This window comes from Halomonas sp. (genome assembly GCF_052095765.1).
Lineage (GTDB): Bacteria > Pseudomonadota > Gammaproteobacteria > Pseudomonadales > Halomonadaceae > Halomonas.
Genome location: NZ_JBQDJZ010000005.1, coordinates 1 through 13,300, shown reverse-complemented (window position 1 = coordinate 13,300; position 13,300 = coordinate 1). Strand labels below are relative to the sequence as shown.

Annotated in this window: 14 protein-coding genes and 1 other RNA gene; 10 read left to right on the top strand and 5 right to left on the bottom strand. The window is 58.5% G+C overall.

The genetic code is table 11. The features are described 5' to 3' along the window. Positions 1–139: 139 nt before the first annotated feature. Entirely contained in the window at positions 140–799 is a 660-nt protein-coding gene (gene grpE, locus ACTH3D_RS01490) for a nucleotide exchange factor GrpE (RefSeq protein WP_441664529.1), read from the bottom strand. A gap of 221 nt (positions 800–1,020) precedes the next feature. On the opposite strand from grpE, the gene recN reads away from it, so the two are divergent. Beyond that, positions 1,021–2,706 carry a DNA repair protein RecN gene (recN, locus tag ACTH3D_RS01485; RefSeq protein ID WP_441664527.1) on the top strand — a complete coding sequence of 562 codons (1,686 nt, stop codon included), beginning with the start codon at positions 1,021–1,023 and terminating at the stop codon, positions 2,704–2,706. Positions 2,707–2,780: 74 nt separating this feature from the next. On the opposite strand, the gene fur is transcribed toward recN, so the two are convergent. Beyond that, positions 2,781–3,227: a ferric iron uptake transcriptional regulator gene (fur, locus tag ACTH3D_RS01480; RefSeq protein WP_441664525.1), complete on the bottom strand. Its 447-nt coding sequence runs from the start codon at positions 3,225–3,227 to the stop codon at positions 2,781–2,783. A gap of 71 nt (positions 3,228–3,298) precedes the next feature. Between fur and ACTH3D_RS01475 the strand changes: the two genes are divergently transcribed. Beyond that, a complete protein-coding gene (locus ACTH3D_RS01475; protein WP_441664523.1) occupies positions 3,299–3,727 on the top strand; it encodes an outer membrane protein assembly factor BamE in 429 nt (142 codons plus the stop codon). 64 nt (positions 3,728–3,791) lie between these two features. On the opposite strand, the gene ACTH3D_RS01470 is transcribed toward ACTH3D_RS01475, so the two are convergent. Next, the gene (locus ACTH3D_RS01470; protein ID WP_441664521.1) at positions 3,792–4,112 is read right to left on the bottom strand and encodes an RnfH family protein; all 321 of its coding nucleotides are present in this window, start codon (positions 4,110–4,112) and stop codon (positions 3,792–3,794) included. Then, the gene (locus ACTH3D_RS01465; RefSeq protein ID WP_441664519.1) at positions 4,112–4,555 is read right to left on the bottom strand and encodes a type II toxin-antitoxin system RatA family toxin; all 444 of its coding nucleotides are present in this window, start codon (positions 4,553–4,555) and stop codon (positions 4,112–4,114) included. The genes ACTH3D_RS01470 and ACTH3D_RS01465 overlap by 1 nt, the downstream gene beginning before the upstream one ends. A 152-nt stretch (positions 4,556–4,707) precedes the next feature. On the opposite strand from ACTH3D_RS01465, the gene smpB reads away from it, so the two are divergent. The 8 genes from smpB to ACTH3D_RS01425 all read left to right on the top strand — a co-directional run bounded on the left by smpB (position 4,708) and on the right by ACTH3D_RS01425 (position 11,613). Then, positions 4,708–5,193, top strand: a complete 486-nt coding sequence (smpB, locus tag ACTH3D_RS01460; RefSeq protein WP_441664517.1) for an SsrA-binding protein SmpB — start codon at positions 4,708–4,710, stop codon at positions 5,191–5,193. Between the two features lie 71 nt (positions 5,194–5,264). Beyond that, positions 5,265–5,644: a transfer-messenger RNA gene (ssrA, locus tag ACTH3D_RS01455) on the top strand. 164 nt (positions 5,645–5,808) lie between these two features. Further along, the gene (gene typA / locus ACTH3D_RS01450; protein ID WP_441664515.1) at positions 5,809–7,638 is read left to right on the top strand and encodes a translational GTPase TypA; all 1,830 of its coding nucleotides are present in this window, start codon (positions 5,809–5,811) and stop codon (positions 7,636–7,638) included. 163 nt (positions 7,639–7,801) lie between these two features. Beyond that, positions 7,802–8,134: a hypothetical protein gene (locus tag ACTH3D_RS01445; protein ID WP_441664513.1), complete on the top strand. Its 333-nt coding sequence runs from the start codon at positions 7,802–7,804 to the stop codon at positions 8,132–8,134. 80 nt (positions 8,135–8,214) lie between these two features. Beyond that, positions 8,215–9,063, top strand: coding sequence for an ABC transporter ATP-binding protein (locus ACTH3D_RS01440; RefSeq protein ID WP_441664511.1), 849 nt, complete (start codon positions 8,215–8,217; stop codon positions 9,061–9,063). Then, a complete protein-coding gene (locus tag ACTH3D_RS01435) occupies positions 9,060–9,767 on the top strand; it encodes an ABC transporter ATP-binding protein (RefSeq protein ID WP_441664509.1) in 708 nt (235 codons plus the stop codon). The genes ACTH3D_RS01440 and ACTH3D_RS01435 overlap by 4 nt, the downstream gene beginning before the upstream one ends. Before the next feature lie 2 nt (positions 9,768–9,769). Beyond that, positions 9,770–10,639, top strand: coding sequence for a branched-chain amino acid ABC transporter permease (locus tag ACTH3D_RS01430; protein ID WP_441664507.1), 870 nt, complete (start codon positions 9,770–9,772; stop codon positions 10,637–10,639). Further along, a complete protein-coding gene (locus ACTH3D_RS01425) occupies positions 10,639–11,613 on the top strand; it encodes a branched-chain amino acid ABC transporter permease (protein WP_441664505.1) in 975 nt (324 codons plus the stop codon). Before ACTH3D_RS01430 ends, ACTH3D_RS01425 begins: the two co-directional genes overlap by 1 nt. Positions 11,614–11,750: 137 nt before the next feature. Here the strand turns inward: ACTH3D_RS01425 and ACTH3D_RS01420 are convergent, their stop codons facing one another. Then, positions 11,751–12,977 (bottom strand): ABC transporter substrate-binding protein, encoded by a 1,227-nt coding sequence (locus tag ACTH3D_RS01420; RefSeq protein ID WP_441664502.1) that lies wholly within the window; start codon positions 12,975–12,977, stop codon positions 11,751–11,753. Positions 12,978–13,300: the final 323 nt, after the last annotated feature.

Sequence of the window (13,300 nt, the reverse complement as noted above, 5' to 3'; positions counted from 1 at the left end):
GTCCTCGAATGCAGTGTTGCAGATATTTTTCAGTGTTCGGTCGTTTCGGCGCTTAACGCCGGATTGCTATGTATCTGGGGGTTCTCGACGGCTTTTCAAGGGGCCGGAAAACCTTTTTGCCAGTATCCGGGGCAATGGCTCAACCAGCAGCCTGGCTAACCACCACCATGGCCGGCCTCACCAGACGTCCGTTTAGCACATAGCCTTTTTGCACTACGTCCATGACGGAGTTCGGATCTAGCTCGGGGTTAGGCACCATGGCCACCGCTTCGTGATACTCAGGATTGAAGGGCTCACCGTGCGGATCCAACACCTCGACACCAAACTTGCCAAGCACATCAAGCTGCATCTTCAGCGTCATGGCAACGCCTTCGCGGTGCGCCTGTGAGCCGTCCTGCAGGGTTTCCAAGGCCTTTTCCAGGCTGTCGACCACCGGCAGAAGCTCCTTGACGAATTTTTCCAGCGCAAACTTGCGCGCCTTGGCGGCTTCCTGTTCGGCACGGCGGCGCACATTTTGCGCCTCGGCTGCAGCGCGCAGCGCCTGATCCTTGGCGTCGCCCAGCTCCTGCTGTAGCTCTTCGACACGAGCCGCCAGCATGTCAGCCTCCGGGTTGTCCGAGGCGTCGAACGTCACAAGCGACTCGTCTTCAGCCTCGATGGCCGCATCAATGACATCCTGCGGGTCCGTCTCAGCGCCCTGCGGATTTGCGCTGGTAACCGCTGGCTCAACCTGCGGTTCGCTTTCCTGTTGCTGGCGAGCCAGCTCGTCGTCCAGCGGGGTCTGTGAATCTCTAGCCATGGGGTTCTCCTGAATGACAATCGACGACCACTAAGCCGCCGGCAGGATGGAGTTGATGATAAAAGTGTGTCTGCGCTGTATATGGGGATTGCCTCGCCGAACTCAAGGCATCAATGAGCGGACTGAAAAAAGTGGGCGTTGTTCGCGGCCTCTAACTACTGTATAAAAGGCCAACAACTGAATAGATGACCAGCTATCTGGATCGCCCCCGGGGAGGCCCCATGCTGACAGAACTCGCCATTCGCAATTTCGCTATCGTCGACCATCTTGAGCTTGAGCTGGAGAGCGGCATGACCGCCATCACCGGCGAAACCGGCGCAGGCAAGTCAATCCTGCTGGGCGCCCTCGGGCTGTGCCTGGGCGAACGAGCCGATACCGGTAACGTACGCCATGGCAGTGAACGCGCTGACATCAGCGCCCGCTTCGATATCTCAGCCCTACCTCGCGCCCAGGCCTGGCTGACCGGGCGCGATCTGCCTGCCGACGACTGTTTGCTACGTCGGGTTGTCACCCGGGGCGGCCGCTCCAAGGCCTGGATCAACGGCCAGCCGGTGACGATTGCCGACCTCAAGGCGATTGGCGAACATCTGATCGAAATTCATGGCCAGCATGCTCATCAGGCGCTACTGCATGAGGATACCCACCTGCGCCTGCTAGATGACTTTGCCGGCCATGGCGATGTCGTAAGCGCTATGGCCGCCACCTTCCAGGAGTGGCAGGAAATCAGACGCCGTCTCAAGCGCATGGCCAATGACAGCGACGAGCTTCGCGCACGCCGCCAGCTGCTGCACTATCAGGTCGAAGAGCTTGAGCTACTGGCATTGGGCGACGGCGAGAGCCGCCAGCTTGAAGAAGAGCAGGAGGCCTTGGCCCACGCCGAAGAGCGACTGCGTGAAGCGCAATTTGCGGTGAGCTGCTGCACCGGCGACAACGAAAACCAAAGCGGCGGCGCACTGTCGCTGCTGCAGCAAGCCATCAGTCACCTCTCGACACTCCCCGACAGCAACCGTGGCACCCTCGCTGAAGCGCTGACCATGCTCGGCGATGCCCTGATCAATATCGAAGAAGCCAGCCGTGAGCTGAGCCACTATAGCGCTGGTGTAGAACTCGACCCCGAGCGCCTGGCGCAAGTTGAAGGGCGCCTGGCAGAAGCACACCGCATCGCCCGCAAGCACCACGTTCCACCTGAAGAGCTTGCCGCGCTGCACCAGCAGCTGGCCGACGAACTTGCTGAACTGGACGGCGGCGACAACACACTTGACACACTGGCCGCCCAGGCCGCTGAACTGGAAGCCCGTTGGCACAAACAGGCAACAGCCATCAGCAAGCAACGCCTCAGTGCCGCCCGACGTCTTGGCAAGGAGGTCCAACAGCAGTTGACCTTCCTGGCCATGGACAAGGCACGCTTCGAGGTCGCGCTGGAAGCACGCCACCGGCCTGCACCTGAAGGGCTGGATCGCGCCCGCTTTCTGATCAGCGCCAACCCTGGCCAGCCCGCCCGCCCACTGGCCAAGGTGGCATCGGGTGGTGAGCTGTCACGCATCAGCCTGGCGATCCAGGTGGTCGCCGCACAGCACTCCACCATTCCCAGCTTGGTATTTGATGAAGTAGACGTTGGCGTATCAGGCGCCACGGCGGAAGTCGTCGGCCAGCTGCTGCGGCGGCTTGCCAGTAACGGGCAGATTATGACTGTCACTCACCTACCACAGGTCGCTGCGCAGGCCCATCAGCATCTGCATATATCAAAACATGCCGAGGAAGATGACACCTTAACCCAGATGGCATTGCTTGACGAAGCGGGTCGGGTCGGTGAGCTGGCCCGCATGCTCGGTGGCATGACACTGACCGACCAGACCTTAGCGCATGCCAGGGAAATGCTCAGCGCCAGCCAGCGCCCGCACCACTAGCCAACTCAAGAACGCAAAAGGCCGCGGTGAACTATCGCGGCCTTTGACCTGAAACTGTCGTTAACCATCAACGCTTACTTTCTGATCGGCGCGTCTTGACGGGTCGTTTTGGATCCTTCACGCCGGACGTACAGCACTAGGGCGTGGTCGACCAGCTCAAAGCCATGCTCCTCGGCAATTTGCTGCTGGCGCTTCTCGATGATTTCATCGTAGAACTCGAAGATTTCGCCGCTATCCAGGCACACGATATGATCGTGATGCTCTTCCCGCGTAAGCTCAAAAATGGCATGCCCGCCGTCGAAGTTATGCCGCGTAACAAGACCAGCCGCTTCGAACTGAGTCAGGACGCGATATACCGTCGCCAGTCCCACGTCATCACCTGCATCAAGCAATGTCTTGTAGACATCTTCGGCGCTCAGGTGGTGGACACCGCTGGCTTCTTCGAGAATATGCAGGATTTTGACGCGTGGCAGGGTCACCTTGAGACCAGCGTTGCGTAACTCTTGATTCTGGTCGTTCATGATTGCTCTTCGCAGTATGGTGTAGGGTCAGTTATGATCGACTCACCAACGATAGTGAAGAACAGACCCAAATGCAAAAGCTGACCAGAATCATCACCCTTTCCGTCGCAGTCACGCTAATCAGCGGCTGCAGCTTCTTTGGTGTTTACAAGCGCGACCTGGCGCAAGGCAATCTGGTGACCAACGACATGGCCAGCCAGCTTCAGCCAGGCATGACACGCCAGCAAGTCCTCAACCTGATGGGCACGCCGCTGCTTGAGTCACCCTTCGACACCAATGAGTGGGACTATATATACCGTCTCGATGAAGCCTATAGCGGCATTGAGCAGCGCCGCCTGACGCTCGTGTTCAACGGTAACCAGCTCACCAACATCCAACGCCACGGTGACTTTTCCGAACCACCAGCACTCATCAAGGAGCGCGGTATCGGACCGGCTTCTGGTGACGGCCAGCAGGAAGGCTCGGTGCTGGATCGGCTGAAGAGCCAGGACCAGAACTAATCAACTGAGCCAGACTCAGGGCACGCTGTCAGGTGCGTAGCAAAGGACAGGTCCAGCCAGCCGCTCAGCGGCGGCTGTGTTTTCTGGCACGCGCCTGGCGGGCGGCTTTCGGGTCCACCTTGAGTGGGCGATAGATTTCGACGCGATCACCCTCGCGCAGAATCTGCGCCTCAGGCTGTTTCAGCTGCTTGCCAAAAATCCCCAGACTGGCCTGAACAAACGTATCAGACGGCAGCTGCGGAAAACGGCTTTCCATGCGCGCCATAACGACTGCCTGGCGTGCTGTTGTCCCTTCGGGAACCTGTAGCTCGACAATGCACTGATGCTCCGGCAAGGCAAAAGCCACCTCCACCGCAAGCTTGCTGTCGCTATCGTTGTCAGCCATCAGGCTGACGTTCGCCCGTAAACCTTGTCAGCCCGCTGAGTGAACGCATCAACCAGCTGCCCGGCCACCTGTTTGAACAGTTTGCCAAACGCCAGGCCCAACAGCCGGTTGGCAAATTCAAACTCCAGCTCAAGACTGACCCTGCAGGATGAGTCATCGATCGGCGTAAACATCCAGCGCCCCTTGAGGCGCTTGAACGGCCCCTTGACCAGCGACAGCTCGATACGCTCAGGCTCATACAGGTCATTACGTGTGGTAAAACTCTGCTCAATGCCAGCGCCACCGAGGGTCATTTCACCCACCAGGTAAGTCGCCTCGCGCTCGATCAAGCGTGAACGGCGACATCCCGGCAGAAACTCCGGGTAACGCTCAAAATCATTGACCAGATCAAACATCTGTTTAGGGGTATGCCGCACCAGGGCAGACCGATTAACCGTTGCCATTAAGCTCTCCGCTGACTTCACGTGTTCCAGGGCGTATCATGAGCGGTAATACATGGCTTGGAATGATATCACGCCTCACCGTTAGCGGAGAGACGCTTCATCATCATTACAAACAAGTGCAAGCAAGACAGCTAAAGATAACTCGAGGTTTCATGGCCACCAAAAAAGGCAAGGGCCCGGGCAATAATGTCATCGCCCTCAACAAGAAAGCGCGTTTCGAATACCATATCAACGAGGTGTTCGAGGCTGGCCTGGTGCTGGCCGGCTGGGAAGTCAAAAGCCTGCGCGCCGGCAAAGCACAGCTGACCGACACCTATATCCTGATCAAGAACGGGGAAGCCTGGCTGCTGGGCAGCCATATCATCCCGCTCAACACGGCCAGTACCCACGAGGTTGCCGACCCGACACGCACGCGTAAACTGCTGCTACACAAGAAAGAAATCGCCAGGATATTTTCTCGCACCCAGGACAAGGGGCACACGTGTGTGCCGCTCAAGCTTTACTGGAAAGGCAACCGGGTCAAATGCGAACTGGCGGTGGTCACCGGCAAGAAGCTACATGACAAGCGTGCTACCGAAAAAGACCGCGACTGGCAGCGCCAGAAAGGCCGCATCATGCGCGAAAACGCCAAAGCATAGGCAGCCGCAGCAAATGGATGAAGCACTGGGCTGACAAAACGCCGTTTAATCTGCTATGATGGCAGCGTATTGGGGGCGACACGGTTTCGACGCTGATGACAACCCCTTAGGTGCATGCCGAGAGCGTGATGTATCTCGTAAATCCCACATCACAAATGAATAGTCGCAAACGACGACAACTACGCTCAGGGCGCGCTGGCTGCTTAATAGCCGCTAGCTTCTAGTCCGGCCCGGCGGTAATGTGCCCATTCATTGCCAAAGGGATATGAGCTAAGAATGATGGGATCGTGGTTGGCCCTGTCCTCGTGTCAATCGCTAAACTTTAGAGGAATCGCGTCAAGGGATCCTGCCCGTCGGAGCCCGCGACGTTAAATCAAATGACGGACCTAAGCATGTAGAGCCGATGGGCGAGTATTGGCGGACGCGGGTTCAATTCCCGCCGCCTCCACCAAATAAGTCGACGAATCAAGCACCTGTGGGTGCTTTTTTCGTTTTATGAGACACCTTTCAGAGTCTCTCACTTTCTGGGCAGCATTTGTCAAGGCGCACAACGCTGGTAGCGATTGCATCCTTGCCCTTATAATGTTGACCCGATTTTACCAGCAGGATCCTTTCGTGATCGAGAATCTCCGTAACATTGCCATTATCGCTCACGTTGACCACGGGAAAACCACCCTGGTTGACAAGCTTCTTCAGCAGTCCGGCACCTTGGACCGTAAAGCGGAAGCACAGGAGCGCGTCATGGACTCCAACGATCAGGAGCGGGAGCGCGGCATTACCATCCTGGCTAAGAACACGGCGATCCGCTGGAAAAATGCCGAGAGCGAAACGGAATACCACATCAACATTGTCGATACCCCCGGGCACGCCGACTTCGGTGGTGAAGTCGAGCGGGTGCTGTCGATGGTCGACTCGGTACTGTTGCTGGTCGACGCAGTAGATGGCCCCATGCCACAGACCCGTTTCGTCACCCAGAAAGCCTTCGACCAAGGTCTCAAGCCGATAGTGGTGGTCAACAAGATCGACCGCCCCGGCGCGCGGCCTGACTGGGTGATTGACCAGATCTTCGATCTGTTCGACAACCTCGGTGCTTCCGATGAACAGCTCGATTTCCCGATCACCTACTGCTCGGCTCTCAATGGCATAGCTGGCATGGATCCCGAGGAGCTGGCTGACGACATGAGCCCGATGTTCCAGGCCATTGTCGATATCGTCGAGCCGCCTCAAGTCGAGCAAGAAGGCCCCTTCCAGATGCAGATCTCGGCACTTGACTACAACAGCTACGTTGGCGTCATCGGGCTGGGCCGCATTTCGCGCGGCTCGGTCAAGCCCAACCAGCAGGTTGTGATCGTGACCAAGGAAGGCAAGCAGCGTCGCGGCAAGGTCGGTCAGGTCATGACCCACCTCGGCCTGGAACGGGTGCAGACCAATGAAGCCACCGCGGGCGACATCATCTGCATCACTGGCATCGACGATCTGGCCATCTCCGACACCCTGTGCGATGTGGCCCATGTCGAAGCACTGCCGCCACTCACCGTCGACGAACCCACGGTGTCGATGACCTTCCAGGTCAACGATTCGCCGTTTGCCGGCAAGGACGGCAAGTACGTCACCAGCCGCAACATCATGGAGCGTCTGAATCAAGAACTGATCCACAACGTGGCACTGCGCGTTGAACAGGGCGACAGTCCGGAGAAGTTCAGCGTATCCGGCCGCGGCGAGCTCCATCTCTCGGTGTTGATCGAAACCATGCGCCGCGAAGGCTTCGAGCTGGCCGTGGGTCGCCCGGAGGTGATCGAACGTGAAGTCGATGGCGTCAAGCAGGAGCCTTACGAAGAAGTCATCATCGACTGTGAAGAGCAGCATCAGGGCTCAATCATGGAAGAGCTGGGCTATCGCAAGGCTGAGCTGACCAACATGCTCCCCGACGGCAAAGGTCGGGTGCGCCTGGACTTCATCATTCCGGCCCGCGGCCTGATCGGCTTCCGAGGCCACTTCATGACCCTGACCTCCGGCACCGGCATTCTGACCAGCCGCTTCGATCACTACGGTCCAATCAAGCCTGATGCATCCGTCGAGCGACGCAACGGCGTGATGGTTTCCATGGTCACCGGCAAAGCGCTGGCCTATGCACTCTTTACCCTGCAGGAACGCGGTAAGCTAATCGCCGAGCATGGCACTGAAGTCTACGAAGGTATGCTGGTCGGCATTCACAACCGTGACAACGACCTCGTGGTTAACCCCACCAAGGCCAAGAAGCTCGATAACATGCGCGCCTCGGGTAACGACGAGAACATTGTGCTGACGCCGCCGATGAGATTCACCCTAGAGCAGGCCATCGAGTTCATCGACAGCGATGAGCTGGTAGAGGTCACGCCTCACTTCCTGCGCCTGCGCAAGAAACACCTGACCGAAAACGAGCGCAAGCGCGCCAGCAAGAAGTAAGCTTTCGGTTACTGTTACTGCGCTCCACCGTAGGCCTCCCAGCGAGCCCGTCCACCTTGTGTGGGCGGGCTCGTTGCGTTACTGGCCTAGCGACAAGACCCATGGCATTGTGTTTGTATCGTCAGACTGCTCAACACCAGTTTCAATTCAGGAGATACGCCTCATGAATCGACACAAGCATGTGAACTGGGATGATCCCGGCCTCCATAGCGTCATGGCGTTTTTTGAAAGTCACCCCGACGACTACCGCGAACCCGCCCCCGGCAGCGTGTTGTCAGCGCGCTACTCAGGCCATGTGGTACGCGTCAAGGCAGAGGCCTACGTTGACGGCACCAGCATCGGCAATATTGCAGCCATCATCTCGCCCACCACCGGCGAGCGGGTCTCCAGCGTCAACGATCTGAGACTTGGCGATGTCGTACGCCTGCCAGATGACAAACGCGCCATGGAAGTACCGCCCTCCGAGGACGACAAAGACAACCCTCAGGACGACTGACCGACTCCAACGATACTCTCGGTCCAACACATGATCGGCTCCATGCCACAACAACAAAACACAGCCAATGGAGGGCAGCCTTGAACGCCATGATCGAGGTGCAGAACCTACGCAAGGCTTTTGGTGGCCTGCAGGTTCTCAACGACTGTTCAATCCGGGTGGAAAAGGGCTCAATCACCGGCCTGATCGGCCCCAACGGCGCTGGCAAGTCAACGCTGTTCAACATTATTGCCGGTGCCCTGGCGCCCGACAGCGGCAAAATTCTTCTGGATGGCGAAGACATCACCGGCCAGCCCACTCATCGGCTGTTTCATCGCGGTCTGGTGCGCACCTTCCAGATTCCCCACGAGTTCTCGATGATGACCGTGCGCGAGAACCTGATGGTGGTACCGCCCAATCAGCGTGGCGAAAATCTGTTCACCAGCTGGCTGGCTTGGGGCAAGGTCCGCGAGCAAGACGCCAGCATCCTCGAGCGGGTTGATGACGTGCTGGATTTCCTGGAGATTTCCCACGTCGCCGATGAGCTGGCCGGCAACCTCTCTGGCGGTCAAAAGAAGCTGCTGGACCTGGGGCGCGCCATGATGACCGATGCCAGGGTTGTGCTGCTCGACGAGCCCGGTGCCGGCGTCAACCGCACCCTGCTAGGCAAGATCCGCGAGGCCATCCGCCGGCTCAATGAAGAGCGCGGCTACACCTTCTGCGTGATCGAGCACGACATGGAGCTGGTGAGCTCACTATGTGACCCGGTGCACGTCATGGCCAACGGCGAACTGATCGCCTCCGGCCAGATGGATGAGCTACGCCGCAATGAGCAGGTGCGCGAGGCCTACCTGGGCGGCGGCACCAGCGGGCGCGGTGGCGAAACCTCTCCGCCAGATGCCACACCGACAGTCTCGACCAACGGCACAGACAAGGAAGCCAGCCAATGAGCACACTGCTAGAAGCTCGCGATCTCTACGGTGGCTACGGCGGCAACGATATCCTCAAAGGTGTCAGCCTGCGCGTAGAGAACGATGAAATCGCAGTTATCGTTGGCCCCAACGGGGCCGGTAAGTCCACGGCCATGAAAGCCATTTTTGGGCTGCTGAACATCCGCCAGGGCCAGGTACTATTCCGTGGTGAAGACATCACCAACACCAAGCCCGAACAGATGGTGCGTCGCGGTGTTGCCTATGTGCCCCAGGAGCAGAATATTTTTCCCTCGCTGACGGTACAGGAAAACCTCGAGATGGGGGCCTACTTAATGAAAGGCGATATCCGGCCGCGTCTGGAACACGTTTACCAACTGTTTCCGCGACTGGCCGAACGCAGGCGCCAGCCCACCGGGCAGATGTCCGGCGGCGAACGCCAGATGGTGGCCATGGGACGCGCACTGATGATTGACCCCAGCCTGCTGATGCTCGACGAGCCCACCGCCGGCCTTTCACCCAAACTGATCGACGAAACCTTCGTCCAGATCCAGAAAATCAACGCCGAAGGCATAGGGGTGCTGATGGTGGAGCAAAACGCCAAACAGGCCCTGGCTATCGCCACACGCGGCTATGTGCTGGCCACCGGTGCCAACCGTCACGAAGACACTGGCCCTGCACTGCTGGCGGATCCTGCCGTCGCTGAAATGTTTCTGGGGGGCTGAGGATGAACGAGATCCTGCAATTACTGGTCTATGGCCTGGTGCTGGGCAGCGTACTGGCCATGGGCGCGATCGGGGTGTCGATGATCTTCGGCATCCTACGCTTTGCGAACTTCGCCCACGGCGACTTCATGACGCTGGGTGCCTATCTGGGCCTGGCCTTCATCTCCGCCTTCGGACTCGGCGCCTGGTGGTCGCTGCCAGCGGCCATGATTGGCATGGCGATTGTCGCCGTGGCCATCGATCAGCTGATCTACCGGCGCTTGCGTCGGACCCAACCGGTCATTCTGCTGATTTCTTCCTTCGGTATGGCGCTGATTCTGAGAAGCTTGGTGCAGCTGATCTGGGGCTCAGACAACCAAACCTACGTCAGTGGCATCCAGTTCCCGTGGCGCCTGGACTGGCTGGGCGGGCTGCGCCTCAAGCCCGACCACCTCTGGATCGTACTGATCTCGGCGGCCCTAATCGTTACCGTACACCTATTCCTCAGCCGCACCCGATTGGGCAAAGCCATGCGTGCCATGTCTGACAACATGGACTTGGCACGGATCTCGGGCATTCCCGCCGAACGGGTGATCATGATGACCTGGATCATTGGCGGGGCACTGGCCGCCGCCGCCGGTGTTTTCCTTGGCATCGACACCCGACTACATCCGATGATGGGCTGGACGACACTGCTGCCGATATTTTCAGCGGCCATCCTGGGCGGTATCGGACGTCCTTACGGCGCCATTGTTGGCGGCATGGTGATCGGCATCTCCATGGAGATGTCCACCCTGGTGATCTCTGCGTCCTACAAGCCGGCCGTCGCCTTCGCCATCATGGTGATCATGCTGATTGTCCGGCCCCAGGGCATTTTCAAGGGGACTCTCTAATGGAACTTGCAGGCCTTTCCAGTTACCTCATCTCGTTTCTTACCTTCACCGGTATCTATGCCGTGCTGGTACTCGGCCTCAATAGCCAATGGGGGTTTACCGGTCAGTTCAACATCGGCATCGCCGGATTTTTCGCGGTAGGCGCCTATACCTCGGCCATCCTGACCACCCCAGGCAGCCCGGCCTATCTGGGCGGGTTCGGCATGCCCTTTGTGGTCGGCCTGGCAGGGGCCGTTCTGGCTTCCGTGCTGATCGGCCTGGTTATCGGCCTAATTACCGCGCGACTGCGCACCGACTACCTGGCCATTGCTACCATCGGCATTGCCGAGATGATCCGGCTGTTCATCAAGAATGAGGACTGGCTGACCAACGGCGTGCGTGGCATTGCCGGCATCGCCAGGCCACTTGCCGGCACGCCGTTGGATACGCCCATGGGCTATCTGCTGATTGTGGCGCTGTTCGTGGTGCTGGCATATTTCCTGGTGGAGCGTGCCTATGTCTCACCCTGGGGCCGGGTACTGCGGGCGATTCGCGAGAACGAGCCCGCCACCGCCGCCGCGGGCAAATCCATCGCCCGCTTCAGGCTGCAGGCGTTTGTGTTGGGGTCGGCCTTGATGGGGCTGGGCGGCGGGCTCTACGCCCACTTCTTCGGTTTCCTGAGCCCCGAGGCTTTCAAGCCGCTCTACGGCACTTTCATCATCTGGGTGATGCTGATCGCCGGCGGCAGCGGGAACAACCGGGGCGCACTGCTTGGCGCACTGATCGTGTGGGGTATCTGGAGCGGTACCGAACTGCTGACTGGCATGCTGCCCTCTGAACACGCCACCCAGGGTGCGGCACTTCGCGTCCTGCTGATCGGTGTATTACTACAGGTGATCCTGCTGACCCGGCCCCAGGGGCTGCTACCCGAGAAGCCGCCGCGGCTGATCGCCAAAGGCGCCGGAAAAACCCAGCGCAACAACCGATCGTCATAAAGCCGCTGCGAAGTATCAAAAACGGCTGAACTGCGACAAGCCAGAACAGACAGGGCCCGGTGAAGTCCACCGGGCCCTGTCTGTTTCAACGATCTCTTACAGGCTGTTACTTAACTTTCCATTACCTGAAGCAAGCGCTATTCCGTGGTTTCCTTACCGGGCTCGAAGACCCGCTTGGTCACGATTTCACCGTCTTCATAAGCGAACACACCGAAAGTACCCGGCACATCGCCATTCTCGTCGAAGTTGACCGAGCCCGACGCGCCCTCGTAATCAATCTCCTCGCCATTGCTCAACAGCTCCACGGCCTTGGCAAACTCGCCCGGGCCGACCTGAACACCCGGCGGGTTGGCCACTTCACGCAAGCTGTTGCGGATGGCGGTACGGTCAGTAGAACCGGCGTGCTGGGTAGCCAGCGCGATCAGATACACAGCGTCATAGGCCGTATCGAGATAGGGCTTGGGCGGCACTTCGCCGTGAGCTTCACTATAGGCAGTGGCGAAATGCTCCGCACCGGGTGAGTCACTGCGCGCCTGAGGCACGGTACCCACGGTGCCTTCCAGCGCCTGAGCGCCCAGGTTTTCAATCAGTTCAGGCGCTTTCAGACCGTCAGAGAACACGAACTTGTCGAAGAAGCCACCTTCCAGCGACTGACGCAGGATGGTCTGTCCGTTCTCAGGGTAGCCAATCAGGATCAGCGCATCAGCGCCGCCCTTGCTGGCCTGGGACAGTTCGCCACGATACGCCGCCTGACCTTGCTCATAAGCCACGCTGGCGGTTACCTCGCCACCAGCAGCCGTAAAGGCATCGGTAAAGGCCTCGACTAGCCCCTTGCCGTAGTCGTTATTGATGTAGATAACACCGACTTTTTCATAGCCCTGCTCGGCAGCCACTTCTGACAGCGCTACACCCTGGAAGGCATCCGACGGCACGGTACGGAACAGGAAGTCGTTATCCTCCAGCGTGGTAATCACCGGCGAAGTGGAAGCGTTACTAATCTGCAGCACCCCTTCCGAGGCTGACACGCTTTGCGCCACCGGCACGGTCACGCCACTGGACAACGCGCCGACAATGGCATGAACGCCCTCCAGGTTGACCAGCTTCTGGGCGGCGGCAACGCCCGGCTGCGGAATGGTCTGGGTATCACCTGAGGCAAGTTTCACCTGTTCGCCCAGCACGCCACCCGCCTCGTTGATTTCCTTGACAGCGAGCTCAGCTGACTTCAACGATGGCTCGCCATAGCTTTGAAGATCGCCGGTCAGCGGCACCAACGCACCAATTTTCAACGAATCCGCCGACGCCGACAGGCTGCCGGCCAGCATCAGTGCAGACAAAGCCCCAACCAGTGGTTTCTTCTTCAACATAACGACCTCCAGACCTACTCATGTGTTTATGTATTTATTATGGAAGTACACCTGCACCTGACAATCTGAAAGGCTTGGCGGCAAAACTCAAGTCTGTTGTGTCATCACTGGCGAACGACCCAAGTATCACCACGTCTTTTCGACCGGCCCAATGGTAACTTTCCTGCCACAGGAAAAGGTTGCTACACCGCGCTCTCTTGCCTAAAAAGGCTCCTTTTTATTGATGCATATCAAAGAGCTTTTGGTAACTTAATGATCGTTATGCGACAATTAAGTGCCTAACCGAAAGTTTTCGTGCATAATGTATGTAGGATAACTGACAC